Annotated in this window: 24 protein-coding genes; 14 read left to right on the top strand and 10 right to left on the bottom strand. The window is 69.9% G+C overall.

Features of this window, described 5'->3' with window-relative positions:
- Positions 1–31 precede the first annotated feature (31 nt).
- A complete protein-coding gene (locus FLX08_RS34145; protein ID WP_142624389.1) occupies positions 32–1,846 on the top strand; it encodes a lectin in 1,815 nt (604 codons plus the stop codon).
- 6 nt (positions 1,847–1,852) lie between these two features.
- Here FLX08_RS34145 and FLX08_RS34140 read toward each other — a convergent pair whose 3' ends face one another.
- Positions 1,853–2,845 (bottom strand): sugar kinase, encoded by a 993-nt coding sequence (locus FLX08_RS34140; RefSeq protein WP_142624388.1) that lies wholly within the window; start codon positions 2,843–2,845, stop codon positions 1,853–1,855.
- 141 nt (positions 2,846–2,986) lie between these two features.
- Here FLX08_RS34140 and FLX08_RS34135 point away from each other — a divergent pair, with 141 nt between their 5' ends.
- Entirely contained in the window at positions 2,987–4,963 is a 1,977-nt protein-coding gene (locus tag FLX08_RS34135) for a right-handed parallel beta-helix repeat-containing protein (protein ID WP_208761832.1), read from the top strand.
- A gap of 95 nt (positions 4,964–5,058) precedes the next feature.
- On the opposite strand, the gene FLX08_RS34130 is transcribed toward FLX08_RS34135, so the two are convergent.
- Positions 5,059–5,844: an SDR family oxidoreductase gene (locus tag FLX08_RS34130; RefSeq protein ID WP_142624386.1), complete on the bottom strand. Its 786-nt coding sequence runs from the start codon at positions 5,842–5,844 to the stop codon at positions 5,059–5,061.
- Positions 5,841–6,869, bottom strand: a complete 1,029-nt coding sequence (locus FLX08_RS34125; protein WP_142624385.1) for a zinc-dependent alcohol dehydrogenase — start codon at positions 6,867–6,869, stop codon at positions 5,841–5,843. The genes FLX08_RS34130 and FLX08_RS34125 overlap by 4 nt, the downstream gene beginning before the upstream one ends.
- A gap of 192 nt (positions 6,870–7,061) precedes the next feature.
- Between FLX08_RS34125 and FLX08_RS34120 the strand changes: the two genes are divergently transcribed.
- The 7 genes from FLX08_RS34120 to FLX08_RS34090 are packed head-to-tail and all read left to right on the top strand — an operon-like array spanning position 7,062 to position 13,742.
- A complete protein-coding gene (locus FLX08_RS34120; protein ID WP_208761831.1) occupies positions 7,062–8,390 on the top strand; it encodes an ABC transporter substrate-binding protein in 1,329 nt (442 codons plus the stop codon).
- A gap of 1 nt (position 8,391) precedes the next feature.
- Positions 8,392–9,327, top strand: a complete 936-nt coding sequence (locus tag FLX08_RS34115) for a carbohydrate ABC transporter permease (protein ID WP_142624383.1) — start codon at positions 8,392–8,394, stop codon at positions 9,325–9,327.
- 4 nt (positions 9,328–9,331) lie between these two features.
- Positions 9,332–10,243: a carbohydrate ABC transporter permease gene (locus FLX08_RS34110; protein WP_142624382.1), complete on the top strand. Its 912-nt coding sequence runs from the start codon at positions 9,332–9,334 to the stop codon at positions 10,241–10,243.
- A 28-nt stretch (positions 10,244–10,271) separates the two neighbouring features.
- On the top strand, positions 10,272–11,471 hold the full coding sequence (locus tag FLX08_RS34105; protein WP_142624381.1) for a mandelate racemase/muconate lactonizing enzyme family protein: 1,200 nt from the start codon (positions 10,272–10,274) through the stop codon (positions 11,469–11,471).
- Entirely contained in the window at positions 11,468–11,833 is a 366-nt protein-coding gene (locus FLX08_RS34100) for an L-rhamnose mutarotase (protein WP_142624380.1), read from the top strand. The genes FLX08_RS34105 and FLX08_RS34100 overlap by 4 nt, the downstream gene beginning before the upstream one ends.
- On the top strand, positions 11,830–12,744 hold the full coding sequence (locus tag FLX08_RS34095; protein ID WP_208761830.1) for an amidohydrolase family protein: 915 nt from the start codon (positions 11,830–11,832) through the stop codon (positions 12,742–12,744). Before FLX08_RS34100 ends, FLX08_RS34095 begins: the two co-directional genes overlap by 4 nt.
- A complete protein-coding gene (locus tag FLX08_RS34090) occupies positions 12,741–13,742 on the top strand; it encodes an aldo/keto reductase (protein WP_142624379.1) in 1,002 nt (333 codons plus the stop codon). The genes FLX08_RS34095 and FLX08_RS34090 overlap by 4 nt, the downstream gene beginning before the upstream one ends.
- A gap of 134 nt (positions 13,743–13,876) precedes the next feature.
- Here the strand turns inward: FLX08_RS34090 and FLX08_RS34085 are convergent, their stop codons facing one another.
- Together FLX08_RS34085 and FLX08_RS34080 are read right to left on the bottom strand one after the other, a co-directional pair.
- Positions 13,877–14,668 carry a FadR/GntR family transcriptional regulator gene (locus tag FLX08_RS34085; protein ID WP_167530678.1) on the bottom strand — a complete coding sequence of 264 codons (792 nt, stop codon included), beginning with the start codon at positions 14,666–14,668 and terminating at the stop codon, positions 13,877–13,879.
- Positions 14,669–15,117: 449 nt separating this feature from the next.
- Entirely contained in the window at positions 15,118–16,743 is a 1,626-nt protein-coding gene (locus FLX08_RS34080; protein WP_142624377.1) for a GH39 family glycosyl hydrolase, read from the bottom strand.
- Positions 16,744–16,952: 209 nt separating this feature from the next.
- On the opposite strand from FLX08_RS34080, the gene FLX08_RS34075 reads away from it, so the two are divergent.
- Positions 16,953–17,996, top strand: coding sequence for a LacI family DNA-binding transcriptional regulator (locus tag FLX08_RS34075; protein WP_142624376.1), 1,044 nt, complete (start codon positions 16,953–16,955; stop codon positions 17,994–17,996).
- On the opposite strand, the gene FLX08_RS43525 is transcribed toward FLX08_RS34075, so the two are convergent.
- From FLX08_RS43525 to FLX08_RS34055, 4 genes are read right to left on the bottom strand one after another with little or no spacing between them, the layout of a single operon-like run.
- Positions 17,956–18,183, bottom strand: a complete 228-nt coding sequence (locus tag FLX08_RS43525) for an FAD-binding protein (RefSeq protein ID WP_208761829.1) — start codon at positions 18,181–18,183, stop codon at positions 17,956–17,958. The two genes, FLX08_RS34075 and FLX08_RS43525, sit on opposite strands and share 41 nt — an antisense overlap.
- Before the next feature lie 25 nt (positions 18,184–18,208).
- A complete protein-coding gene (locus FLX08_RS34065) occupies positions 18,209–18,919 on the bottom strand; it encodes a maleylpyruvate isomerase family mycothiol-dependent enzyme (protein WP_142624375.1) in 711 nt (236 codons plus the stop codon).
- Positions 18,919–19,767, bottom strand: coding sequence for a fumarylacetoacetate hydrolase family protein (locus FLX08_RS34060; RefSeq protein WP_142624374.1), 849 nt, complete (start codon positions 19,765–19,767; stop codon positions 18,919–18,921). Before FLX08_RS34060 ends, FLX08_RS34065 begins: the two co-directional genes overlap by 1 nt.
- Positions 19,764–20,921, bottom strand: a complete 1,158-nt coding sequence (locus FLX08_RS34055) for a cupin domain-containing protein (RefSeq protein ID WP_142624373.1) — start codon at positions 20,919–20,921, stop codon at positions 19,764–19,766. The genes FLX08_RS34060 and FLX08_RS34055 overlap by 4 nt, the downstream gene beginning before the upstream one ends.
- A 66-nt stretch (positions 20,922–20,987) precedes the next feature.
- Here FLX08_RS34055 and FLX08_RS34050 point away from each other — a divergent pair, with 66 nt between their 5' ends.
- A complete protein-coding gene (locus FLX08_RS34050) occupies positions 20,988–21,857 on the top strand; it encodes an IclR family transcriptional regulator (RefSeq protein ID WP_142624372.1) in 870 nt (289 codons plus the stop codon).
- Here the strand turns inward: FLX08_RS34050 and FLX08_RS34045 are convergent.
- On the bottom strand, positions 21,854–22,051 hold the full coding sequence (locus FLX08_RS34045; protein ID WP_208761828.1) for a hypothetical protein: 198 nt from the start codon (positions 22,049–22,051) through the stop codon (positions 21,854–21,856). The two genes, FLX08_RS34050 and FLX08_RS34045, sit on opposite strands and share 4 nt — an antisense overlap.
- A gap of 155 nt (positions 22,052–22,206) precedes the next feature.
- On the opposite strand from FLX08_RS34045, the gene FLX08_RS34040 reads away from it, so the two are divergent.
- The 3 genes from FLX08_RS34040 to FLX08_RS34030 all read left to right on the top strand — a co-directional run bounded on the left by FLX08_RS34040 (position 22,207) and on the right by FLX08_RS34030 (position 25,357).
- Entirely contained in the window at positions 22,207–23,148 is a 942-nt protein-coding gene (locus FLX08_RS34040; RefSeq protein WP_208761827.1) for a carbohydrate ABC transporter permease, read from the top strand.
- 30 nt (positions 23,149–23,178) lie between these two features.
- Positions 23,179–23,988: a carbohydrate ABC transporter permease gene (locus FLX08_RS34035; protein WP_142624370.1), complete on the top strand. Its 810-nt coding sequence runs from the start codon at positions 23,179–23,181 to the stop codon at positions 23,986–23,988.
- Positions 23,989–24,052: 64 nt separating this feature from the next.
- Positions 24,053–25,357: an ABC transporter substrate-binding protein gene (locus FLX08_RS34030; RefSeq protein ID WP_167530677.1), complete on the top strand. Its 1,305-nt coding sequence runs from the start codon at positions 24,053–24,055 to the stop codon at positions 25,355–25,357.
- The last annotated feature ends 6 nt before the right edge of the window (positions 25,358–25,363 follow it).

Genomic DNA, 25,363 nt, shown 5'->3' with positions numbered 1-25,363 from the left:
GGCAGCGCCGGGCGGCGACGGAAGGACAGCCATGCTGCGACATCTGACCCCCGCCGCGCTCGGGCGCATCGCGGGGAGCGACCGGAAGACATCCGTGCTGCGACGCCTGTCGGTGACCGCGGTGGCGCTCGCCGCCGCCGCGGCGATGACCCCCGCCGTCCCCGCCCACGCCGCCGCCTTCAAGGTGCTGGTGTTCTCCAAGACGGCGGCGTTCCGGCACGACTCGATCCCCACCGGGATCCAGACCATCCGCGACCTGGGCGCCGCCAACGACTTCGCCGTCGACGCCACCGAGGACGCGAACGCCTTCACCACGGGTAACCTCGCCCAGTACAAGGCGGTGGTGTTCCTCAGCACCACCGGCGACGTGCTGAACGCCTCTCAGCAAACCGCCTTCCAGTCGTACATCGACGGCGGCGGCGGTTACGTGGGGGTCCATTCGGCCGCCGACACCGAGTACGACTGGCCGTACTACGGGCAGCTGATGGGTGCCTGGTTCAACAACCACCCGGCGATCCAGCAGGCCACCGTGCGGAACGAGGACCGGGCGCACGCCGCGACCGCCCACCTGGGGACGACATGGTCGCGTACGGACGAGTGGTACAGCTTCCGCTCCAACCCCCGCCCGAACGTCCGGGTGCTGCAGAGCCTCGACGAGAGCAGCTACAGCGGCGGCGGCATGGGTGATCACCCGATCACCTGGTGCCACCCCCAGTCCTCCGGCCGGGCGTTCTACACCGGGCTGGGACACACCCAGGAGTCGTACGCCGACTCGAACTTCCGCACCCTGCTGCTGGGCGGGATCCGGTACGCGGCCAAGGCCGTCAACGCCGATTGCCGCCCGGAGACCGGGTACACGGCGCTGTACAACGGGTCGACGACGGGCTGGTCGCAGGTCGGGCCGGGGTCGTTCACCAACAGCGATGCCACGCTGACCTCCCAGGGCGGCATGGGGATGCTGTACTACGCCGCCAAGGAGTTCCACTCCTACTCCCTCAAGCTCGACTGGCGGATGACCGGCGACTCCAATTCGGGGGTGATCGTCGGGTTCCCGCCCACCAGCGACCCGAACACGGCGCTCAACACCGGATATGAGGTGCAGATCGACGCGACCGACACCTCGGACAAGACGACGGGAGCGATCTACGGGGTCAAGTCGGCGGACATCGCCGCGCGCGACGCGGCGCTGAACCCGCCGGGTCAGTGGAACACCTACGAGCTGCTGGTGGAGGGTGAGCGGCTGCAGGTGTTCCTCAACGGCACCAAGATCAACGACTTCACCAATGCCGACCCGGCCCGCTCGCTCCAGCAGGGCTACATCGGCATCCAGAACCACGGCGCCGGCAACGAGGTGGCGTATCGCAACATCCGCATCAAGGAACTGGCCGGCACATCGCCCTCCCCGTCCCCCTCTCCCTCCCCGTCGCCTTCTCCTTCGCCTTCTCCGTCCTCTTCGGCGGGCACGAGCGCGCTGAGGGGTGTGGCGTCGGGGCGGTGCCTGGACGTCAACGGCGCCTCGCAGGCCAACGGCGCCGCGGTGCAGATCTGGGACTGTAACGGCCAGAACAACCAGCGGTGGACCTCCACGAGTGCCGGTGAGCTGCGGGTCTACGGCGGCAAGTGCCTCGACGTCAACGGCGCCGGCACGGCGAACGGCACCAGCGTCATCATCTGGGACTGCAACGGCCAGAACAACCAGAAGTGGCGCCTCAACTCCGACGGCTCCGTCACTGCCGTCGGCGCGAACAAGTGCCTGGACGTGTCCGGTGCCGGCACCGCAAACGGCACCAAGGTGCAGATCTGGACGTGCAACGGCCAGAACAACCAGAAGTGGAACCGGGTCTGACCGGGATCAGCGGCGGACCTCCCGCCCGGTGCCCCGGGCGAGCTCAAGCACCTCCTCCGCGCTGAAGCGGCACTGGTCTCCCTGGACGCTCATGGCCAGGGAGGCCATCGCCGTTCCCCGGCGGAGCGCGTCCTCGGGGGAATCGTCGAGCACGCCCCACAGCACGCCGGCCGCGAAGGCGTCCCCGGCGCCGATCCGGTCGACCGCGACGGTGGGCAGTGCGGGGGCAGCGAAGGACTCGCCGTCCCAGTGGGCCACTGCGCCATCGGCCCCGGCTGTGACCACGACGCGGCCGACCGCCAGCCTCCTCACCAGCTCGTTCGCCAGCGTCGCGGGATCGCCGGTCAGGCCGAAGAGATCGCGCGCGTCCTCGGCCCGGCAGAGCAGCAGGTCGACGTCGGGCGCCACTTCGGCGGCGAACGCGGCGGCCGCCTCCGGCGAGGACAGCGCCGAGCGATAGTTGACGTCGTAGACGACCAGGGCGCCGCGCTCGCGTCCCTCGCGCGCCGCTCGCAGCACGAGCGCGTCCGACCCCGGCGCGAGAGCGGCGGTGATGCCGGTCAGGTGGATGATCCGGGCCTCGCACACGGTGGCCCAGTCGAGGTCGTCGGCACGCAGTGAGCCGAACACGGTGTCGGCCCTGTCATAGAGGACGCTCGTCGGGCGGGGCGGGGAGCCGATCTCGGCGAAGTAGAGGCCGAGGCGCTCGCCGGCCGTCCACCGCACGGTGTCGAGGACGACGCCGGCGCTCGACAGCGAGTCCGCGACCCGGCGCCCGAGGACCGAGTCCGGCAGCGCCGACGTCCAGCGCGCGGACACGCCGACCGATGCCAGGGCGACGGCGACGTTCGCCTCGGCGCCGCCGACGTGCACCCGCAACCAGCCGCAGTCGCGCAGCCGCTCCCCGGCCGGGGGCGACAGCCGCACCATGGCCTCACCCAGCGTGGATACCTGGACGCGTCCGCCGCCGACGGGGCCTTCGCTCCGTTGTTCGCGCATGCCCGAGAACCCACCCCTCTTGACGGACGTCCCTTACTTAGCTTTCATCATACCTATTATGTGTTACATCACATGCACCAAGGGAGCCAGAGACAAGTGAAACAAGGCCATTTGGCGTCCCTCGTAGGAAGCATCTCCCTCGTGACCGCCGGCATCGTCGTCGCGGGCGCCACGCCGGCGCTCGCCGTGCCGCCCCACCCCGGCCGGACCACCATCGTCGTCTCCCCGAACGGGGATGATCACAATCAGGGCACGCCGGGCAAGCCGCTGCGCACCCTGACCGCGGCGCAGGCCATGGCACGCGCGTCGGCGCGGGCGGGAAGCGCCGTGACGGTCGAGCTGAGGGACGGGACCTACCGGCTCGACAAGCCGCTGCGTTTCACCGCGGAGGACTCGGGAACCAGCGCCAAGCCGGTGACCTGGACCGCCGCGAAGGGCGCGCACCCGATCATCTCGGGCGGCCGGGCCGTGACCGGCTGGACGCCGTACGACGCGGGCAAGAACATCTTCGTCGCCTCGGTGCCCAAGGGTCAGGACAGCCGTCAGCTCTACAAGAACGACGCCGCGGTGCCGCGCGCGGCCATCAAGATCGACCGCAGCGACGTGACGATCACCGAGTCCGGCATGGAGATCAAGAATCCCGCGCTGAACTACCTCGCGACGCTGCCGGACCAGAGCCGCATCGAGGTGGAGAGCCAGGGCTCCTTCACCGACCGGTACGCCCCCGTGCAGAGCATCAGCGGGACGACGGTCACCATGCAGCAGCCCGCGTGGCAGAACAACAACTGGGGGTACGACACGCTGGCGCGCCCGTTCGCGGGGGGCCAGTTGCTGCTCGAGAACTCGTACGCGTTCCTCCAGGAGGGACAGTGGTATCTGGACCCGGCCGCCGGCAAGCTCTACTACCGCGCCGCCGCCGGTGAGGACCCGGACGGCGCGTCGTTCGTGCTCCCCTACCTCGAGTCGCTCGTGCAGATCGCGGGCAGCTACGCGAAGCCGGTGCACGACCTGACCTTCTCGGGCATCCAGTTCTCGCACTCGACCTGGCTGTCGCCCGGCTCGCCGATCGGCTACGCCGACCAGCAGAACGGCGCCTTCATCCCGAAGGCCTACCCGCAGCCCGCCGACTATCTGAGCAGCTGCCAGTCGGGCTGCCCGCTGTTCGAGGGCGCGCGCAACGGCTGGAACCAGATGCCGGCGGCGGTCCAGGTGGCCGCGGCCACCCGGGTGAAGTTCACCGACGACACCTTCGCCCACCTCGGGCAGGTCGGCCTCGGCCTTGGTTTGGACGCCAACGCGAACGGAGCCGGGATCGGGCTCGGGGTCACCGAGACGACCGTGCACCACAACCTGTTCACCGATCTCGGTGGCGCGGGGGTCGTCGCGGGCGGCGTGCAGCCGGACGCCCACCACCCGAGCGACCCGGCGATGACGCTGCGCGACATCACGATCGACAACAACTTCGTGACCGACGTCGCGAAGGACTACAAGGAGATGTCCGGCATCCTCACCACCTACGTGGACCACGCCGTGATCGCCCGCAACGAGGTCTCCAACCTCGCGTACGACGGGATCGACACCGGCTGGGGCTGGGGCGCGAACGACGCGGGCGGCAGCCAGGACTACAAGAACCGGGGCCTGTACGCGTACCAGCCGATCTACACCACGCCGACGACCCTCAGGAACACCGAGGTGACCGGCAACCTGATCCACGGCGTGAAGAAGGTCTTCCACGACGGCGGCAGCCTGTACAACCTGTCGGCCAACCCCGGCGCCGTGTTCAGCGGCAACTACATCTACGACACCAAGCGGACGGTGGGCCTCTACCTGGACGAGGGATCCCGCTACGTGACGATGAAGAACAACGTGATCCAGGACTGCGGCGTCTGGGTGTTCACGAACTCCTACGGGACGATCAACAACACCAGCGACAACGTGCTTCAGAACAACTGGTACAACTCGGGCGTCACGCAGACGCCGGACACCGACGTGCACAACAACCGGCTGATCGACAACGTCCAGGTTTCGAGCACGGACTGGCCCGCCGAGGCCCAGCGGGTCATCGAGCAGGCCGGCCTCGAGCCCGGCCTGCGGACCTTCCCGGGGGTCACCAAGTAGTCCCCGGACGACGACGAGGCGGGGAAGCCGTAGGGCTTCCCCGCCTCTCGTATGGGGGACTCTATGAGCGGGCGAGTCCTACGCGGGCGAGCGCCTCATCGCGCCAGCCACCCGCCGTCCACGGGGATGATGGCGCCGGAGACGTAGTCGGACGCCGCCGAGCTGAGGAAGACCGCCGCCCCCGCCAGGTCGTCGCCCCGGCCCCAGCGACCGGCCGGGATCCGCTCCAGGATCGACCGCGACCGTACGGGGTCGTCGCGGAGCGCCGCCGTGTTGTCGGTCGCGATGTAGCCGGGCGCGATGGCGTTGACGTTCACGCCCCGCCCGGCCCACTCGTTGGCGAGAGCACGGGTGAGGCCCGCGATCCCCGACTTCGCGGCCGTGTAGCCGGGCACGTTGATGCCGCCCTGGAAGCTCAGCATGCTCGCCGTGAACACGATCTTGCCGCGGCCACGCTCCAGCATCGGGCGCGCGACGAGCTGCGTGAGGGCGAACTGGCTCGACAGGTCGATCTCGATGACCCGGTCCCACCACGAGAGCGGATGCTCCGCGGCGGGCGCGCGTTCGATCGTGCCCGCGTTGTTGACGAGGATGTCGGGAGCCCGTTCCGCGAGTTCGGCGCCGAGCGCCAGGACGGCGTCACGATCCGCGAAGTCGACCGCCCGGCTCTCGAAGGACCGGCCGAGCGCGCGGATCGATTCGGCGACCTCGTCGTCGGGCCGCGACTGCGCGCTCACGCCGATGATGTCGGCGCCGGCGGCGGCGAGGGCCTCCGCCATGGCGCGGCCGATGCCCCGCCGGGCGCCGGTCACGACGGCGAGACGGCCGTGCAGGTCGAACAGTCCGGCGTGTCCACCCGTTCGCTCGCTCCGCTCGCTCATGCCCGGGCCTCCCCCGCGACGTCCACGAGGATCTTCATCGCCCGGCCCGCCGAGAGGTCGTCGATCGCGGAGGCGACCTCCTCGATCGGGACGACGCCGGAGATGAGGGCCTCCGTGGGGATCACGCCCCTGCCGAGCAGGTCGACGGCGCGCTCGAAGTCCGATCGCTGGTACACCCGGGCGCCCAGCAGCCGCAGCTCGCGCCAGAACACGCGCTGCAGGTCCAGCTCGCGAGGGGCGGAGTGGATGGCCACCACGACGATCGTCCCGCGCACCTTCGCCAGCGCGGTGGCGGAGCGCGCCGCCGCGGCCGCCCCCGACACCTCGAACACCACATCGGCGCCGACGTCGTTCGTCCAGCGCCCGACCTCGGCGGTCAGGTCGGCCGACGCGGGGTCGATCACCTCGAACCCGAGCTCGGCGACGCGGCTCCTGCGGGAGGCGTCCACCTCGGCGACCATGACGTGGGCGCCGGCGTCGCGCGCGACGGTGGCGATGAGCACGCCGATGGGACCGCCGCCGAGCACGACCGCGTGGTCGCCGACCTGGAGGCCGGAACGCCGCACGTCGTGCACCGCGACGGCGACGGGCTCGACGAGCGCCGCCGTACGCAGGTCGAGGCCGGCAGGAAGCGGCACGGCGATCGACGCCGGCACATTCCACCGTTGCTGCAGCCCACCGGGGGAATCGATGCCGACGAACACGAGGTTCTGGCAGATGTGCTGATGACCGGCGAGGCAGGCCGCGCAGGTGCCGTCCCAGACCAGCGGCATGACGGTCAGCGGGTCGCCGACCTTCCAGCCCTCCACGCCCGCGCCGACCGCCGCCACGGTGCCCGACGTCTCATGGCCGAACACGAGGGGCGTGCGCACCCGGGCGTCCATGGCGCCGTGCACGATGTGGAGATCGGTCCCGCACAGTCCGCAGTAGGCTACGGCGATCTGAAGTTCCCCGGGACCCGGCGGCCCGACGTCCACGGAGACGGTCTCCAGACGGCCCTCGCCCACATAAGCTGCACCCTTCATGGGAGTTCTCCCTCTCCTTCGCACCGCACCGCACTGATCCGGCACCGAACCGGCACCGTCCGCGGCGACCTTGCGCACATCATACGTATGCCGTTACTTTTATCACCATCTCTCACCCCCCGATGTGGGAGACAGGACAAAAAGGACTCGCACATGTTCCGTTTCACACGAGCCGGACGCACGGGCCCATGGATGCGCGCGATCAGCGTCGCCGGAGCGTCGGCCGTCGCCCTCACCCTGGCCGCTTGCGGCGGCGATAGCGGCACCTCAGTCGGTTCCTACGGTTTCCCGCAGGTCACGCAGGACGACAAGGCGCCCATCACGGTATGGGTGGACTCCGACAGAGTGAGCGCGGCCGACGCCTTCAAGAAGGCCAACCCGGACGTCAAGATCGACGTCGTCACCTACGACGGCTCGGCGAACGGCTCCAACTCGTTCCGTACGAAGGTGCAGCTCTTCGACCGGGCCGGCAGCGGCTGGCCCGACGTCGTGTTCTCGACGCAGAACAACGACGCGGCGTGGGCGAGCCAGAAGAGCAACGGCAAGCAGGCCTTCGCGGCCGTGCTCAACAGCGGGCTCGTCCCGAAGACCGCTCTCGACTCCTTCACCCCGGGTTCGCTCGACCCGTGCACGGTCGAGGGCAAGGTCTACTGCCTGCGCAACGACCTCGCCCAGGTCGTGCTCTGGTACAACAAGGAGCTGCTCGACAAGTTCGGCTACACCCTCCCCACAACGTGGGAGGAGTACCAGACGCTCGGCGAGAAGGTGGCCAAGGAGCACCCCGGTTACATCGTCGGCGCCGTCGGAGACTCGTTCGCCTCGGAGATCTACTTCTGGAGCGGCAAGTGCCAGGCGAACGGCGTCACCGGTCCGACGACGGTGACGGTCAGCACCGGCACCGCGGAGTGCAAGCGCGTCGCGTCGATGCTCGACGTTCTCATCAAGAACGGCACCACGCCCAACCTGAGCGTGTTCACGCCCGAGTTCGTGAAGAAGTACACCGGTAAGGTGCTCCTGATGCCCGGGCCGGCCTGGTACGCGGGAGCCATCTTCAACAATCCGCAGTCGCTCAACGTCCCCGCGGGTCAGCTCGGCGTCGCGGCGCCGTTGACGTGGCAGGGCGACACCCCCGCGACCGGCAACGTCGGCGGCGGCACCTGGTTCGTCAGCAGCCATTCCAAGAACCTCAAGGCGGCCGAGAAGTTCGTCGAGTTCGTCACGACGGCCGACGACTACCAGGTGAACGTCGCTCCCGGTTACCCGGCCTACGCGCCTGCCGCGGAGAAGTGGCTCAAGAAGCAGGAGTCGAGCGGCTACTACGCGACCGATCTGCAGGCTCTGCTCACGGCCGGGTCGCAGATCTGGAACGGGTGGGGCTCCGGCGTCTTCAGCCAGGAGGCGATCTGGGCGAAGACGATCACTCCTGCGATCGCGAGCGGCAAGAACCTGGTCGACATGCTTCCCGAATGGGAGACCGCGATCAAGAACCAGGCGCAGGTCAACGGCTATACGGTCAAGTGACATGACAGTCATGAACGAGACCGGCCCGTCGGCCACGACGGCACCGCGCGGAGGGCAGGGCGAAAGGAGCGACGCCGGCGAGCGGAGCGCGATGAGCTACGGCTTCGTCGCTCCCTACACAGCGCTGGTGATCGCGTTCGGGGTCCTGCCCGCCCTCTACGCAGTCTTCCTCGCGTTCACCGACAGCGAGGGCGGCTTCGCGGGAATCGCCAACTTCACCAAGGTCGTGAGCGACTTCCGCTTCCTGCCCGCCGTCGCGCACGTCGCGCTCTACCTGGTGATCTGGCTGGTGGCCCTGGTGGTGCTGGTCTCGTTCCTGGCTGTCGTCGTGCACGCGGTCCGGGTGCGGTGGCTGAGCCGGACGCTGAGGTTCGTCTTCTACCTGCCGGGCGCTCTGGCGGGCGCGTCCAGCGTGATGCTGTGGCTGTTCGTGCTCGACCCGACCGCCAGCCCGGTCAGCGGCCTGCTGCATCTGCTGGGATTCTCCAGCTTCGTGCAGGTGATCGTGCCCGCGAACCTCCCTCCGGTGTTCGCCATCATCGCGTTCTGGACCGGCGCTGGCGGCTGGATCGTCATCATGTACGGCGCGCTGAACAACATCAGCCCCGACGTGATCGAGGCCGCGCGCATCGACGGAGCGACCGCCGTGCAGATCGCCCGGCGCATCCAGCTGCCGATGCTGCGCAAGTGGATCTCGTACATGGGCATCATGTCGCTCGCCGCCGGCACGCAGCTGTTCGTCGAGCCGCAACTGCTCTCGCAGGCGAGCAACGCGGTCGTGCCCAACGACTACTCGCTCAACCAGCTCGCCTACCAGTACGCGTTCCAGCAGAACGACTTCAACGGAGCGGCGGCCATCTCCCTGCTGCTGCTCGTCATCGCCCTCGCGCTGTCGGCCGTCTTCGTGACGCGCGGCGGCCTGTTCGAGAAGGACTGAGGTCATGACCACAGTCGACGTCCGTCGCCCGGCGGGGCGAGGGAACAGTGTCAGCGGCTGGAGCGTGCGGACGATCATCGCGGTCGTGGTCGCGATCTTCGTGCTGTTCTTCGTGATACCTATCGTCTGGCTGCTGCTGGCGACGACGAAGTCGGCACACGCGCTCATCGTCGGCAACCCGTTCCAGCCCGGCAGCCTCGGCGACCTGGCCGCCAACTGGACGCAGCTGTTCGCCTTCCAGGACGGCGCGGTGACCGCGTGGGTGGGCAACTCGGCGCTGTACGCGCTGGGTGCGCTCGTCATCACGCTCATCGCGAGCATTCCGGCGGGTTATGCGATGGCGCTGACGGAGTTCCGGTTCCGGCGGCTGCTCCTGGTGCTGACGCTGGTCGTCATGCTGATCCCGAACACCGCGCTGGTGCTGCCGATCTTCCTCGAACTCAACGTGGTGGGGCTGATCGGCAGCCCGCTGTCGGTGATCCTGCCGATGTCGTTCTTCCCCTTCGGCGTCTACCTCACCTACATCTACTTCTCCACCAGCATTCCCCGTGACCTGCTCGCGGCGGCGCGCCTGGACGGATGCGGCGAGTTCCAGGTGTTCACGAGGGTCGCGCTGCCGCTGGCCGCGCCGATCGTCGCCCTGGTCGCGTTCTTCAGCTTCGTCCAGAACTGGAACAACTTCTTCCTGCCCTTCGTGATGCTGCCGTCGAGCGAGGGCTATCCGATCCAGGTCGGCCTGACCTCCCTGCTCGCCTCGACGCCGGCGTTCAATCCGAGCTCCGCCGGCGCCCAGTCGGTGCAGCTGCCCACACTCGCGCTCGCCACCGTCATCTCGGTGCTGCCGGTGCTGATCGTCTTCCTCTTCGCACAACGCTTCCTGGTGGCCGGCATGACGGCCGGAGGCACCAAGGAGTGAGTCGCATTACCGTCACAAAGGAGAACCCGTGAAGGTCACCGGCTATCGCAGCCTGACCACTGCGCACGACTGGGGCCGGCTGATCGGCGACGCCAACGGCGTCATGCCCGAGTCGCGCACCGACGTGCACGTGCTGATCCTCGAGACCGACAGCGGTGTCGAGGGTGTCGGGCTCGGGGCGCACGGCGATATCGACCGCGTCTTCGGCGCCGTCGAGGGCGAGGACCCGCGGGCCGTCTTCTCGCTCTACGACCGGATGGTCGACCGGGTCTTCAAGACCGGCCACTCCGGCGCGACGTTCGGCGCGATCGGCGCCGTCGACATGGCGCTGTGGGACCTCAAGGCGAAGGCCGCCGGCGAGCCGCTGTGGCGCACTCTCGGCGGACGTGACCGGTTCGTCCCGGGCTACGCGTCCGGGCTGGACATCGCACTGGACGACGACGCCCTCGTGCGCCTCTACGAGCGCTTCGCGGAGCGGGGCTTCAGCGCCGCCAAGCTCAAGGGCGGCCGGAGCCTCGAACACGACCGGCGCCGGCTGCTGGCGCTGCGGGACGTCCTCGCGCGCAACTCGGAGGACCCCGCGCTCATGCTCGACGCCAACGAGTCGTGGAACCGCTCGCAGGCCGTGCGCTACATCACGGCGCTGGAGCGGTCGGTGGACCTCGCCTGGGTGGAGGAGCCGGTGCGGCGATGGGACGCGGCCGGGCTCGCCTCGGTCCGGCGGGGCATCCGCGCCGGCGTGGCGACCGGCGAGAACCTCACCGGTCTCGAGCAGTATCGGCCGCTCCTGGACGCCGACGCCGTCGACATCGTCCAGGTGGGCAACGTGTGGGGCATCACGCACTTCCTGCGGGTGGCCGCGGTGGCGCACAGCCGTGACCTGCCCGTGAGCCCGGTGGCCTACCACGCCAACCCGATCGCGCACGCCGCCGTGGCCGTGCCGAACCACCTGGCCTTCGAGGTCCAGGACCTGTCGGCCCCCATCGGACTCCACGTCGACCAGGAGTTCGAGGACGGCGGGATCGTCCTCGGCGACGAGCCGGGCATCGGCATCCGGGTGGACGAGGAGCACATCAACGCCGTGCGGGCCGCCGATCCGCCGGCCGCGATCGACGGGCCCCACGTCCGCCCCAAGCGGGCGGGCCTGCGTCTCGTGCCGGATTCTCTCGTGCCGGGTTCCGAGGACGACCGCGACGGCGTGCGCGCCGGAGAGCGGGTGGGATCGTGAGCGAGCGAACCGGCGAGCACGGCGCACAGCCCCGCGTCCAGCGTCACGCCTTCGTCGTCGGCGTCCGGCCCGAGCGCCGCGAGGAGTACCTCGAACTGCACCGCAACGTCTGGCCGCAGGTCGAGCAGACCCTGCGCGACGCGAACGTCACGAACTACTCGATCTTCATCGTCGGCGACACGCTGTTCGCCTACTACGAGTACGTCGGCGACGACCACGCCGCCGACATGGCCCGCATCGCCGAGGACCCGGTGACGCGCGAGTGGTGGACGCACACCGACCCCTGCCAGGTGCGCATCGCCGAGGAACGCGATCCCGGCGCGCTGTGGCAGCCGCTCGACGAAGTCTGGCACCTGTCGTGATCCGTTCCGTCGACGCGCACGTGCATTTCTGGAACCGGGCCACCGATCCGCAGCCGTGGATCGACCCGGTGACGATGGCGGCGATCGACAGAGACTTCGCGCACGGCGACCTCGAGCGGATGCTCGACTCGACCGGCGTGGACGTCGCCGTCGTCGTGCAGTCGATCAACAGCGCCGCCGAGACGAGGCGGCTGCTGACACAGGCGGGCCCGCGCGTCGCGGGTGTGGTCGGCTGGGCCGACCTCACTGCCGATGTCGCGGCGCAGCTCGACCAGCTCGCCCCCGGGGCGCGCCGGAGGCTGGTCGGGATCCGTCACCTGGTCCACGTCGACGCCGATCCCGGCTGGCTCGGACGACCCGACGTGGGAACGGCGCTCGACCGGCTGGCCGCCCGCGACCTCGGCTTCGACCTGGTGGTGCGGTCGTGGCAGCTGCCGCTGGCCGCGACCGTCGCGGCCGCGCATCCCGGCGTGCGCTTCGTCGTCGACCATCTCGGCGGGATCGCCGAAGCGGACGACGACGACGGCTGGGAGGCCGGCCTGCGCGAGCTCGCCGCACGGCCGAACACCTGCGCGAAGATCTCCGGGCTGGCCGGGCTGGTGAGCGGCGGCGCCGAGCACCCGGCTGCCGCCGGACGAGCCGAGCACCCGGCTGCCGCCGGACGAGCCGAGCACCCGGCTGCCGCCGGACGAGACGGTGCCCGCCTGCGCCGGGCGGTCGGCGTGGCGCTGGAGGCGTTCGGCCCGGAGCGGCTCATGTACGGCTCCGACTGGCCGCTCGCCGAACTGGGAGCAGGCCCGGTCGCCTGGCGAGCAGCGGTGGACGAACTGGTCGGCGAGCTGAGCCCGGCGGAGCGCCAGGCGATCATGTCGGGCACCGCGTCGGCCTTCTACCGGCTCGGCACATCATGACGGCGCAGGCCGCGGAGCTGCTGAAGCGGGGACGGTCGAAGCACGGCGTCATCGGCCTCGGCGGATCGCCGCTCGGCAACTTCGCCCGTCCGATGACCGACGACGAGGCCGCCCTGACGATGCGCCGCGCGTGGGATCGCGGCATCCGCTACTTCGACACCGCGCCGCACTACGGCCTCGGGCTCTCCGAACGCCGCATCGGCGCCGGGTTGCGCGGCCGCCCTCGCGACGAGTTCGTCGTGTCCACCAAGGTCGGACGCCTGATCGTGCCCAATCCCCGGCCCCGGGAACGGGACGACGACGGGTTCGCCGTCCCCGGTGACCTCACACGGCAGTGGGACTTCTCGGTGGCGGGTGTCGAACGGTCGCTTCAGGAGAGCCTGACGCGCCTCGGGCTCGAGTCGGTGGACATCCTGTACCTGCACGATCCCGACCAGGCGTGGGAGGGCGCGACGGGGGAAGGGCTCGCGGCGCTGGCGCGGCTGAAGGCCCGCGGCGTCGTGAAGGCCATCGGCATCGGGACCAACTCCACCGCCGGGCTCGCCGGGGTCATCGAGGACGGGCTCGTCGACGTGATCATGCTGGCCAACCGCTACTCCCTGCTCGACCACACCGCACTCGACTCGGTGCTCGCACCGGCCCATCGCTTCGGTGTCGCCGTGGTGGCGGTCGGCGTCTTCGCCACCGGCCTGCTCTCCACCCCCCGCCCCGCGCCCGGCTCGACGTACGAGTATCGCGCCCCCGGTGCGGACGTGATCGGGCGCGCCGAGCGCATCGCGTCGATCTGCGCGGATCACGGCGTCGAACTTCCCGCCGCCGCGCTGGCCTTCCCCCTGCTGCACCCCGCGGTCTCCGCGATCGCCGTCGGCATGCGCTCGCCACGCGAGGTGGACGAGAACCTCGGGCGGTTCGAGACCGACATCCCCGGCGGGCTCTGGGACGACCTGATCGCCGAGAGCCTGATCCCGGCCGGGGCCGTGCGGACGCGCGAACCCTGATACCCGGGCCCTGATACCCGGGCCCTGATACCCGGGCCCTGATACCCGGGCCCTGTCACCCGGGCGCGGGCGGGGCGTGCGCCCCGGCTCCCACCGTGACGCCGGCTGCGGCGGACGTCACGGTGGCGGCCTTCTCAGGAGCCGTCTTCCTGGCCCATCGCTCCGCGTACGCCGGGGCGGCGCCTGGCCCACGAGCCCAGTATGTGGACGCGCATCGCGGCCGCGGCACCCTGGGCGTCGCGCTGGAGGATCATCGACTCGATCTGCCGGTGCTCGGCGAGCGACTGGAGGAGTTCCTCCCTGTTCGGATCGCCGTTGTAGCGGCTCGACAGCCGCGCCTTGGCGTGGATGCCGTGGATGATCGCGTGACCGAGGCGGTTGCCGGAGACCAGCATGATCATCTCGTGGAAGGCGACGTCCTCCCTGCCGTAGCGGTCCGGGTCGTGCAGGCTCTCCGCGAGCACGTTCGCCTGCTTCTTCAGCTCCTCGGCCTGGGCCGGTGTGATCACGCGGGCGCACTGCGCCGCCATGTCGCACTCGAGCGCCGCCCGGACGTTGATGAGGTCGTCGAGGATGGACAGGGTGGCGTCGTGCCGGATCTGCGCCTCGAGGACGAGGGGGTCCAGCAGGTTCCAGCCGATGGGCTCGAGGACCCGGGTCCCCCGGCCCGGTGTGGCCTTGACCAGGCCCTTCGCCTCCAGGAGCTTGATCGACTCGCGGACCACGGTGCGGGAGACGCCGAACTCCTGGCACAGCTCGGGTTCTGTCGGAAGTACGGTGTCGACGGGATAGGCACCCGATACGATGCGGTCGACCAGATAGGTGACAACGGTGTCGCCGAGGCGCCTCGGGCGTCGATAGCTGGGCGGCTCCAGCGAGCGGGAAGGGCTCCCGGTCGGACCGGATTGAGAGGACGCGGCAGTCACTGGGCCTCCAGGAGGATTATCACCAGCCCAGTATACGTGCCTGCACATATGTAATTCATATGATGTAAGCCACGTCACTCTGCCTCACCTGCGCGAAGGCCGCCGCGGAGCTCCCCGGGAGGCATAGGACGCAGCTCCCAGAGCAACGATCGTCCGGAGGTCTGTGCTCGAAGTAGACGCGCTCGGCCGGACCGGGCAGGCCAGGCGGCCGGAAGGCGCCCGCCGTCACGTTCCGTGTGCCGTCGAGCGGAGTGGGCGCCCGGTTGTTGTAGGTGGCGACGTAGTACGAGCACGAAGCCGGAACCGCGAGCAGGAGCGTCACGAGCACAGCCCGCGCCCACCGAGGGCGTACGCGTCGTGAACGGGGCGCGATCCGGTTCTGGTCGTTCCAGAACACCGCGACCAGTGGGCGCGCTGAGACTGTCAAGCCTGGGCGAAGGCCCTCGTGCTCAGGCCGACTGCCGCAGTGACATCACCGCCCACGGCGCGAGCTCGACGTCGAGATCGAGCACACCGGTTTCCGGCACGGTCAGCGTGAACCTGCGGAGCGCGTCGGCGACCCTGCTCAGGTGCTCGCTCTCGGCGCGGGACGGGTTGAGGGGCGACCCGAGCCGATACCAGGCCTCGGCGACGTTTCCGTGCTCCCAGTCCATGATTTCGACGAGGAACGTGGTGCCCGGCTTCAGCCCGCCGATCGAGTGCCGGATCCTCCGGCTCGGCCCGATCTCGGCCAGCGCGCGCGTCGCCGCGTACGAGCTCTGTGCCCGGACGCCCCGCATGGCCATGTCCTCCGGGTAGTTGAAGAACACCGCCGACACCGCCGACGTCCGGCTGTCCCGGGTCACGACCCCGTCGGACGTCCCGCGCAGCAGCCGGTCGCCGAGCCGTCCCAGCATCGCGAACGCGTGGAACGTGGGCTTGTGGATGCCGGCCTCGTTCACCAGGCCGAATCCGCCGTGAAACGGCCCGATCCCGGCGCCGCCCTCCTCGAACACGTCGGTGAAGGTCCAGTAGGAGATCGAGTCGGCGAGGGTGGCGCACCGCAGGTAGCACCGCGTGATGAAGGTCGCCGCGAACAGGGTGTCGTGGATGAAGTCACGCGATGACGGCGACGTCGACCACTCCGTGATGTGGATCTCCGCGTCGGGGTAGGCGCTGTCGTTCACGAGCCTGCGCAGCAGGGTCAGATCGTCGAACGTCGCGTCGGCGTACCGGGTGATCTGCACGGCCTCGCCGTCGGCGCCGAACGCGAAGTCGGTGGGGTAGGTGTGCGTCGAGATGAAGTCGATCGGCAGTCCGCGCTCCGCGCACCAGGCGATGAAGTCCTCGATCCACACCGGGCGCCAGTCGAGCGCGTCCACGTCGGCCGCGCCGGCCGTCCCGTGCGCCGCGGCGCGGTCCTCGACCTCGCCCTTGTAGCGGTCGTCGGGCACGAAGACGCTCGTCGCGGGCCCGCCCACCTTCAACGCGGGATCGATTCTCTTGATGGCCCTCACGGTCTGCTCGTACAGCTCGAAATACTCGGTCTTCGTCCCGGTCCAGAAGTGGGGCACCAGGTTCGGCTCGTTCCACACCTCGAACCGCCACTCCCGCACCTCGTCGAGGCCGTAGCGGTCGATCCAGTGCTCGACCGTCCGCGTCACCAGCTCGCCCCAGCGCGTCATGTCCTTCGGCGGGCTGCAGTGGGCGCCCCACCAGAACACCGTCTCCGTCGCCGTCGCCAGCTCGCGCGGCATGAAGCCCAGCTCGACGAACGGACGGGCACCGCACTCCAGGATGAAGTCGAACACCTTGTCCAGGTAGCCGAACGTGTAGACGGGCGAGTCGAGGGGCGTGTTCGGGCCGAAACCACCGCCATAGCTCTCCCGGTAGACGAACATGTCGTCGTGGAAGACGCCGTGGAAACGGATGTACCGCACCCCGCAGGCGTCCACGACTTCGGCGAACTGCCGCTGCCAATCCGCGCGCAGCGCCTCGTTAGCCCGCCCGGCGCCGATGCACCAGCTCCACACGTGCGGGAACGCGCTGTCGTCGCACGGCGTGCCGTCGATCATCAACCGGGACTCACTTGTCATGGCTCACTTCTCTTCCGAAAATATTTCGCAATTTGTTCGTTGCTGCCAGGACAGTAGGTGGTGCGTCCGGCCGGCGTCAACGGCCGGACAAGGGAGAATGACTGCAGCATCGGACGAACGAAGGCAGTGGTAGCTTTCGAAAAAGTTTCGTAGCCCGAAGTTCGCAACCGAAGTTCGCAACCGAAGTTCGCAGCCCGAAGGGAGCGCCGATGGCACGGCGAGGTCGTTCCGAGCGAGCCACTCTGGCGGATGTCGCCCGGCTGGCCGGCGTCTCCACGACGACCGCGTCGAAGGTGCTCAACGGGCGCAGCGACGTGGGGGCCAAGACACGCGAGCTCGTCCTCGGCGTCATGGCCGAGATCGGCTACAGGCCGACGGCGACGCGGCACGAGCAGCCGCGCGACCGAAGGCTCATCACCATGCTCGACTTCGTGGAGTCCCGTTATGCCGGGACGGTGCTCCAGGGGATACTCATGGCCGCGACCTCGGCGCAGGCCGAGCTCCTCCTGCGCCTGCCACTCGAGGCGCCGATCAGCACGAACCGCGCGGCGGCCCGTGCCTGGGTGGAGGAGCAGAAGGCGTCCGGCGTCGTCGGCATCGTCGCGCTCGCCGTCGCCGTGCCCGACGCGGTGCTCCTGTCGGCGGAGGAGCTCGATGTGCCCGTCGTCACGATCGACCCGATCGACACGACCGAGTCACGGGTCGTCAGCATCGGCTCCACCAACTGGGCGGGCGGGCGCTCGGTGACCGAGCACGTCATCAAGCTCGGCCATCGCAGGATCGCCTGGATCGGCGGCCCGCCGGGCTCGGCCCCCTCGCTGGAACGCTTCCACGGATATCAGGCGGCGCTCGACTCGGCCGGCATCACACCGGACCGCGCGCTGATCCGCCACGAGGCGTTCTCCGTCGAGGCGGGGCTCCGGCACGGCCGCGAGATTCTCGCGCTCGACGATCGGCCGACCGCCGTCGTCGCGGGCAACGACGAGATCGCCGTCGGCGTCCTCGCCGCGGCCAAGGAGCTGCACATCGCCGTCCCCGGCGAGCTGTCGGTCACCGGGTTCGACGACACGCCGCAGACCGAGTGGACCACGCCCCGGCTCACGTCCGTCCGGCAGCCTCTCGTCGGCATGGGCCGGATGGCCGTCGAGACCGTCGTCGGCATGGCGGACGGCGTCCAGCCCGCCTCCCGGCACCTCCAGCTGGCCACGACCCTCAACGTCCGCGACTCGACGGGCCCCGTCCCGCCGTCTTGATGCGCGCGGGTGCGGGCGGCGACGTGCCGGGCGAGCACCCAGCCGTCCTCGATGGCCATGATCGCGCCCTGCGCCATGTACTGCGCAGGCCGTCGCGGGCCAGGGCGAAGGCCGCGCTCAGGCCGCCGATGCCGCCTCCGACGATCAGGACGTCGACGGCGCCGGCCGATGTGGTCGCCGTCGTCACCTCGAAGGCGGGAAGGCCGGGAGGTTCACAGCCACGCCGTCAGGGACGGCGCGAGGGAGCCGTCGGAGGTGGTCAGCGTGTGCGGGCGTCCGGCGAGGTATGCCGCGACCTCGGCGAGCGGGCCGTCCACGGTGACGGGCTCGCCCTCGCCGGGCAGCTCCCAGCGGTCGCCGGTGCCGGCGGCGACAAGGACGACCGCGGGGCCCGCCGCCCCGCCGCGCTTGGCGGCGATGTCGTCGGCGAGGGCGGTCAGGAACGCGGCGGGCAGGTCGCCGAACGCGATGCCGGACGCCAGGTCGACGGCGTGGACGAGGACCTCGCGGGAACGCATCCACGGAATCTCGGTCGCGGGGACGGTGCGGCCCTGGGCGGTGACGACCTCGGCGTTCCGCTGGTCGTCGTCCAGGCCGGCGATTCCGGCCGCGAGCCGTTCGGCGGACGAGGTCAGCCAGGCGGCCAGCTCCGCGGCCGGTCTGCGGGCCCCGGCTTCGATGTCGGCGTTGCGCTGCTGCGGCGAGGCGTACATCGGGGTCTTCTCGCCGGTGGCGGCCCAGCGCACCAGGTTGCCCAGCGCGTCGGCGTTCGCCGCCACGTGGGCCACCAGGTGCTTGCGGGTCCAGCCGGGAAGCCCGGATGGGGCGAGGTAGTCCTCCTCGCCCCATCCGGCGACGGCGCCGAGGAACAGGTCGGTGCCCGTCGCGCACCAGCTCAGGGCGTCGCCGAAGGTGCGGCGCATCAGGCCGCCCCGTCCTTGACCACCGTGTTCTCCAGCCGGCCGATGCCCTGGATCTCGGCGACGACGCGCTCGCCTCCGGTCAGGTAGCGCTTCGGGGTGCGCGCGTGGCCGACGCCGCCGGGGGTGCCGGTGGCGATGACGTCGCCGGGGTTGAGCCGCACGACGGTCGACACATACTCCACCAGCGCGACCGGGTCGAAGAGCAGGTCGCCGGTGTTGTCGCGCTGCATGACCTCGCCGTCGACGGTGAGGGCGACCTCCAGCTCGGGGCGTACGCCGCCGGGCAGTTCGTCGGGGGTGACGACGTAGGGGCCGACGGGGGTGGAGGAGTCCCACATCTTGCCCTGCAGCCACTCGCGGGTGCGGAACTGCCAGTCGCGGCAGGTGATGTCGTTGAGCACGGTGAAGCCGGCGATCGCGGCCTCGGCCTCGGCGCCCTTGGCGCGGCGGACCCGCTTGCCGATCACGACGGCGAGCTCGACCTCCCAGTCGAACTCGCCGGTCTCCTCGGGACGCGCGATGTCGTCGCCGGCGCCCACGAGGCAGTCGGCGAACTTGGCGAACAGGGTCGGATATTCCGGCAGGTCGCGTCCCATCTCCTGAATGTGGTTCTTGTAGTTCAGGCCCACGCACACGACCTTCGAAGGCCGCGGGACGACCGGGGCGAAGCCGGCGCCCTCGGCGGGATAGGTCGTGGCGGCGTCCGCGTCGACGGCGGCGGCCCTTGCGGCCCAGTCGTCGTGGGACAGGAGCTCGCCGAGGTCGGCGGCGCCGAGGTCGACCAGCCGGTCGCCGTCGAGCCGTACGGCGCGGGTCGAGCCGTCGACGCGGAGGGTGGCGAGCTTCATCGGGTGGTCCCTTCGATGTGGGTGCGGTTGAGCTGCAGGGCCTCGAAAACCGGGGAGTCGCTGAACCGGAACAGGTCCAGGGCGCCGGAGTCGGAGTCGGTGGAGCCGGCCTCGGACCGGGCCGAGAAGGGCTGCCAGGACGGAACGGCGAACAGGTCGCCGCGGGTGACCGTCCAGGTCCTGTCGCCGACGGTCACCGTGCCCGAGCCGTCGAAGACCTGGTAGACCGACGAGCCGGTCTCGCGGACCGGGGCGGTCTCGGCGCCGCGCGCGATGCGGTGCATTTCGGCGCGGATCGTGGGCAGCACGTCGGAGCCGGTGGCCGGGTTGGTGTAGCGGACGGCGGCGTGGCCGGGTTCGACGGTGCCGCCGAAGCCCTCGGCCTCCAGGGCGAGCTGGTCGGCCAGGGCGCGGTCGGTGAACTCCCACTTGTAGGACAGCAGCGGGGTGCCCGGGGTGAGCTCGCCCACTGACAGCGGGCGCAGGCCGGGGTGGCCCCACAGCCGTTCGGAGCGGGACCGCTCGGGGGTGGTCCGCTCGGCGTCGCTGATCTCGTCGCGGCCGAGCTCGAAGAACTGCGTCTCGGTGACGTACTGGAAGGGGATGTCCAGGCCGTCGATCCAGGCCATCGGCTCGCTCGTCGCGTTGTGGTGGGCGTGCCAGTTCCAGCCGGCCTGCGGGAGGAAGTCGCCGCGGCGCATCGGGACCGGGTCGCCGCCGACGACCGTCCACACGCCCTCGCCCTCGACGACGAAGCGGAAGGCGTGCTGGGTGTGGCGGTGCTCGGGAGCGTCCTCCCCCGGCATCAGGTATTGGATCGCGGCCCACAGCGTGGGCGTCGCGAAGGGCCGGCCGCCCAGCGCGGGGTTGGCCAGCGCGATCGCCCGCCGCTCTCCCCCGCGGCCGACCGGGACCAGCTCGCCGGCCTGCGCGGCGAGCCGCCGCAGGTTCTCCCAGCGCCACAGGTGCGGCACCGCCCGCGAACGGGGATGCGCCGGCATCAGGTCGCCGATCTCCGTCCACAGCGGCACCAGCAGCTCCTGCTCGAAACCGCGGTAGAGATCTTCGAGCGCGGGGGTGACGTCGGGCTGGTCCGGTGCGTCGATCGCCCGGAGCCGCACCGGCGACTTCGGCGTGGTCACAGGGGTGCTCATACGGCTAATGTTGCTGCGCCAGCTCATAGAAGAACGCGAAATTCTGCCTTGCAGAACCGAGGGGCCGTGAGCAAGCCGCTGAAGAACCCGCCGACCTACCTGATCAACAGCGTGGACCACGCGCTGCGGATCGCCGCGATGCTGCAGCTGGAAGGCGAGCTGAGCCTCTCGGAGGTGGCCGAGAGGCTGGGTGTGGCCCGCTCCACCGCGCACCGGCTGCTCGCGATGCTGGTCTACCGCGACTTCGCGGTCCAGGACGAGCGGCGCCTCTATCGGGCAGGCCCGGTCCTGGAGCTCGCGGCCCACTCCCCCTCGGCCGCGTCCCGGCTGCGGGCGGCCGCCCTGCCGCACCTGCACCGGCTGGTCGGCGTGCTCGACGAGTCCGCCAACGTCGTGGTGCGCACCGGGGACACGGTGCGGTTCATCGCCAGCGTCGAGTGCGCCCAGGCCCTGCGGGTGGGGTCCCGCGAGGGCATGGTGTTCCCCGCCCACCGCACCACGGCGGGGCTGCTGCTGCTGGCGGAGCTGACCGACGAGGAACTCGAGGCGGTCTACCCGCCCGAGCGGTACGCCGGCCGCCCCACCGAACGGCCCGACCTCGCCCGGCTGCGGGCCGAGCTGGCCCGGGTGCGGCGCAAGGGGTTCGCGCTCAACCAGGGCCGCAGCGAGCGCGGCGTGGTGGCGGTCGGCGTGCCCATCAGGGACCCGGACGGGAACGCCCTCGCCAGCCTGTCGGTGTCGATGCCGAGCGGACGCTACGACAAGCACCGGCTGCCGTCGCTGGTCGACACCCTCACCCGGGCCGCGGGCGCCGTCGAGGCCGATATCGGCCGGCGATGTCCCGTGGGGGCTCAGATCGGTGGGCAGCTCGCGCCGCCCCCGCCGCTCGATGAGCGTCAACAACCTGTTCGTCGCAATCTTGTACAGCCAACCTAACGCCCCTGGAGCGCCCTGGCGTTGTCGCCGAAGGTCCAGCCCTTCGACCCGTCCCAGTTGATCGACCAGGTCATCAGGCCCTTGAGCCGGCTTCCGAAGCTGTTCCAGCCCTGGCTCACCAGGGACGGCGACATGTAGCCGCCTCCGGCGCCGGCCAGCGCCCTGCCGCCGGTGTGGACCGGGGACGCGACCACCGCTCCCAGGCCGCCCGTGCAGGACCAGGGAGAGAGGCTTCCGGATCGCCCGGTCGCCATGGATCGACGGGCACTTGACGTTCCGAATGTTATCGGTAACTCTTCTCTGCATCACCGGAATCCTCCGGGTCCCTGGTGGCATACGGAGAAAGAATGTGATCGATAACATACCCTACGACCGGCCCGTGCCGGGGCACCGCCGGGCGGAGCGCCGGCTCGCGGCGCGGGTCCGCACCGTCGCCGAGGCGTACGCCCTGCTCGCACCGAGCCTCGCCGGCTTCCTGCTCTTCCTGGTGGCGCCCATCTTCGGCGTGGCGGCGCTGAGCCTGTTCGACTGGAACCTGATGGGCGCGCCGTCGTTCGTCGGGCTGGACAACTACCGCGAGCTCGCCGCCGATCCCGAGGTGTGGCGGGCCGTGCTCAACACGATCTACTACGTGGTGCTCAACATCCCGGCGCAGACCGTGCTGGCGCTGCTGCTGGCACTCGCGCTGAACCGGCGGATGCGCGGCGGCAAGGCGCTCCGGGTGGTCTTCGTGCTGCCCTGGATGGCCATGCCGGTGGCGCTCGGCATCATCTGGTCCTGGGTGTTCGACCCGAGGTACGGCGTGGTCAACCAGGTGCTCGGCATGGTGGGGATCGACGGCCCCAACTGGCTCACCGACCCCGCGTGGGCCATGCCGGTGATCGCCTCGGTGAACGTCTGGCAGTACACGGGCTACACGATGCTCATCCTGCTGGCCGGGCTGCAGGCGATTCCGCACACGCTGTACGAGGCCGCGGCGATCGACGGCACCACGCCGGTGCAGCGGTTCTTCACGATCACCCTGCCACTGCTGCGGCCGTCGCTGTTCTTCGTGCTGGTGACGAACACGATCGGGTCGTTCCAGATCTTCGACACGGTCTTCGTGATGACCCAGGGCGGCCCCGGTGGCGCCACCGACGTGCTGAACTTCCACATCTACCAGCAGGGGTTCCAGCTCTTCCGGTCCGGCTACGCCTCGGCGCTGGCGATGGTGCTGTTCGCGCTGATCCTGCTGGTCACCGCGGCACAGTTCCTCTACTTCCGCAAGCGCACCGTCTACGACTTCTCCTGATGACCCCGATGAAGAGGACCGGATGAAGAGATGAAGAGGGTCGCTCTGTATCTTGCGCTCCTCGCGGGCGCCGTGGTCTCGGTCGCGCCCTACCTGATGACGCTGAACTCGGCGTTCAAGGAACCCGCGCAGGTGCTCACCACCCCCGCATGGGAGCCCGCCTTCCCCCTCACGTTCGACAACTTCGCGCAGGTCTGGTCGGAGTACGACATGGCCGGCTTCCTGCTGCACTCGCTGGTCTACGCCGGAGCCGTCACGGCCGGCCAGGTCGTCTTCAGCACGATGGCCGCCTACGCCTTCGGCCGGATGTCGTTCCCCGGGCGCGACGCCCTGTTCTGGGGCTACCTCGCGACGATGATGGTGCCGCAGATCGTCACCCTCGTCCCGCTCTTCCTGATCATGCGGGAGTTCGGGCTGATCGACACCTATCTCGGGCTGATCCTGCCCACCGCGTTCGGCACACCGTACGGGATCTTCCTGGTGCGGCAGTATTTCCGCACGATTCCGAGGGACCTGGAGTCGGCCGCGCGCATCGACGGCGCGGGCACGCTGACCGTGCTCGTCCGGGTGCTGCTCCCCCTGAGCCGGCCGATCCTGGCCACCCTCGCGACCATCACGTTCATCACGACCTGGAACACGCTGCTGTGGCCGCTGATCGTCACGAACGGCGACGCCACCCGGGTGGTCACGCTCGGCATCTCGGCCCTGAAGGGTCAGTATTCCTCCCAATATCACCTGATCCTGGCGGCCGCCGCCCTCGCACTGCTGCCGCTCATCGTGATCTTCCTGCTGTTCCAGCGGCACATCGTCCGTTCCATCGCCCTCACCGGGCTGAAGTAACCACCCCCCGTAGAGAGAAGGGCATATCCATATGTCCAGAAAAATCGCGTTATCTGCCGTCGCAGTGGCGACCCTGCTGTCCCTCGCCGCGTGCGGCGGCGCGGACGACGAGGACTCCAGCGGCGGCACCGTCACCCTCAGGTACGCCCTGTGGGACGAGGTGCAGAAGCCGCCGATCGAGCAGTCGATCCGCGAGTTCGAGAAGGCCCACCCGGCCATCAAGGTGCAGATCGAGCTGAACAACTGGAACGACTACTGGAGCAAGCTGCAGACCCAGCTCGCCGGGCGTTCGGCCCCCGACGTGTTCTGGGACCACGTCTCCTACTTCCCCAAGTTCAGCAAGGAGGGCGTGCTCACCGACCTGGCGCCGCTCATCGCTCAGGACAAGGTGGACACCTCGATCTACGACTCCAAGCTCGCCGAGGGCTGGAAGGTGGACGGCAAGGTCTACGGCCTGCCCAAGGACTGGGACACCATCGGCCTCTTCTACAGCACCAAGGCCCTCAAGGACGCCGGGCTCACCCCCGCCGACCTCGACGGCCTCACCTGGAACCCCGACGACGGCGGCACCTTCGTCAAGACGCTGCAGAAGCTCACGGTCGACGAGAACGGCAAGCACCCCGACGAGGCCGGCTTCGACCCCAAGAAGGTCAAGCAGTACGGCCTCGCCATGCAGGCCCCGACCGGTCAGCAGGACTGGTGGAACTTCGCGCTGCAGAACGGCTGCGCGCTCCAGGACAAGCCGTGGGGCCGGTGGACCGTCGACCAGCCGGCCTGCGTACAGGCCATCCAGTTCGTCCAGGACCTGCGGCTGAAGTATCACGTCGCGGTGCCCGCCACGGTCACCAACCCGCCCAACGGCCCGTCCCTCGACCAGGTGGTCGGGCGCGGCGAGGCGGCCACCGCGATGGACGGAAGCTGGATGCTGCGGGCGTTCGACACCGCGCTGCCCAACGGCGGCTTCGGCGTCGCCGACCTCCCCGCGGGCCCGGCCGGCAAGGGCAGCGTCTACAACGGCCTGACCGAGGCCGTCTACGCCGGCACCAAGCACCCGAAGGAAGCGTGGGAGCTGCTCAAGTGGCTGACGTCCGAACGCCACCAGAAGGCCGTCGCCCAGGCGGGCGCCGTCTGGCCGGGCATCACCTCGCTCAACGACGTCTTCGCCGACGCGTGGAAGGCCAAGGGCGTCGATGTCACCGGCTTCAAGAAGGCCGCCGAGGGCACCACGATGGGCTACCCGCTGACCGAGGCGGCCGACGTCTACAACGTCAAGGCCCTCGACATCTTCAACCAGGTCTGGCTGGGCCAGCTGTCGCCGCAGGACGCCGCCCAGAAGATCACCACCGAGGCCAACGCCGCCATCAAGTAAGGTCTG

Origin of the sequence: Microbispora hainanensis (genome assembly GCF_006874475.1) — a bacterium.
Classification (GTDB): Bacteria; Actinomycetota; Actinomycetes; order Streptosporangiales; family Streptosporangiaceae; genus Microbispora; species Microbispora hainanensis.
Note: the sequence above shows the minus strand (reverse complement) of the source record. Positions and strands in the feature narration are given on the sequence as shown.

Excerpts from the sequence above, each read along its gene's own strand:
- FLX08_RS34145 (WP_142624389.1), top strand. The coding sequence starts at position 32 with ATGCTGCGACATCTGACCCCCGCCGCGCTCGGGCGCATCGCGGGGAGC.
- FLX08_RS34140 (WP_142624388.1), bottom strand. The coding sequence starts at position 2,845 with ATGCGCGAACAACGGAGCGAAGGCCCCGTCGGCGGCGGACGCGTCCAG.
- FLX08_RS34130 (WP_142624386.1), bottom strand. The coding sequence starts at position 5,844 with ATGAGCGAGCGGAGCGAGCGAACGGGTGGACACGCCGGACTGTTCGAC.
- FLX08_RS34125 (WP_142624385.1), bottom strand. The coding sequence starts at position 6,869 with ATGAAGGGTGCAGCTTATGTGGGCGAGGGCCGTCTGGAGACCGTCTCC.
- FLX08_RS34120 (WP_208761831.1), top strand. The coding sequence starts at position 7,062 with ATGCGCGCGATCAGCGTCGCCGGAGCGTCGGCCGTCGCCCTCACCCTG.
- FLX08_RS34115 (WP_142624383.1), top strand. The coding sequence starts at position 8,392 with ATGACAGTCATGAACGAGACCGGCCCGTCGGCCACGACGGCACCGCGC.
- FLX08_RS34110 (WP_142624382.1), top strand. The coding sequence starts at position 9,332 with ATGACCACAGTCGACGTCCGTCGCCCGGCGGGGCGAGGGAACAGTGTC.
- FLX08_RS34090 (WP_142624379.1), top strand. The coding sequence starts at position 12,741 with ATGACGGCGCAGGCCGCGGAGCTGCTGAAGCGGGGACGGTCGAAGCAC.
- FLX08_RS34080 (WP_142624377.1), bottom strand. The coding sequence starts at position 16,743 with ATGACAAGTGAGTCCCGGTTGATGATCGACGGCACGCCGTGCGACGAC.
- FLX08_RS34075 (WP_142624376.1), top strand. The coding sequence starts at position 16,953 with ATGGCACGGCGAGGTCGTTCCGAGCGAGCCACTCTGGCGGATGTCGCC.
- FLX08_RS34065 (WP_142624375.1), bottom strand. The coding sequence starts at position 18,919 with ATGCGCCGCACCTTCGGCGACGCCCTGAGCTGGTGCGCGACGGGCACC.
- FLX08_RS34060 (WP_142624374.1), bottom strand. The coding sequence starts at position 19,767 with ATGAAGCTCGCCACCCTCCGCGTCGACGGCTCGACCCGCGCCGTACGG.
- FLX08_RS34055 (WP_142624373.1), bottom strand. The coding sequence starts at position 20,921 with ATGAGCACCCCTGTGACCACGCCGAAGTCGCCGGTGCGGCTCCGGGCG.
- FLX08_RS34035 (WP_142624370.1), top strand. The coding sequence starts at position 23,179 with ATGAAGAGGGTCGCTCTGTATCTTGCGCTCCTCGCGGGCGCCGTGGTC.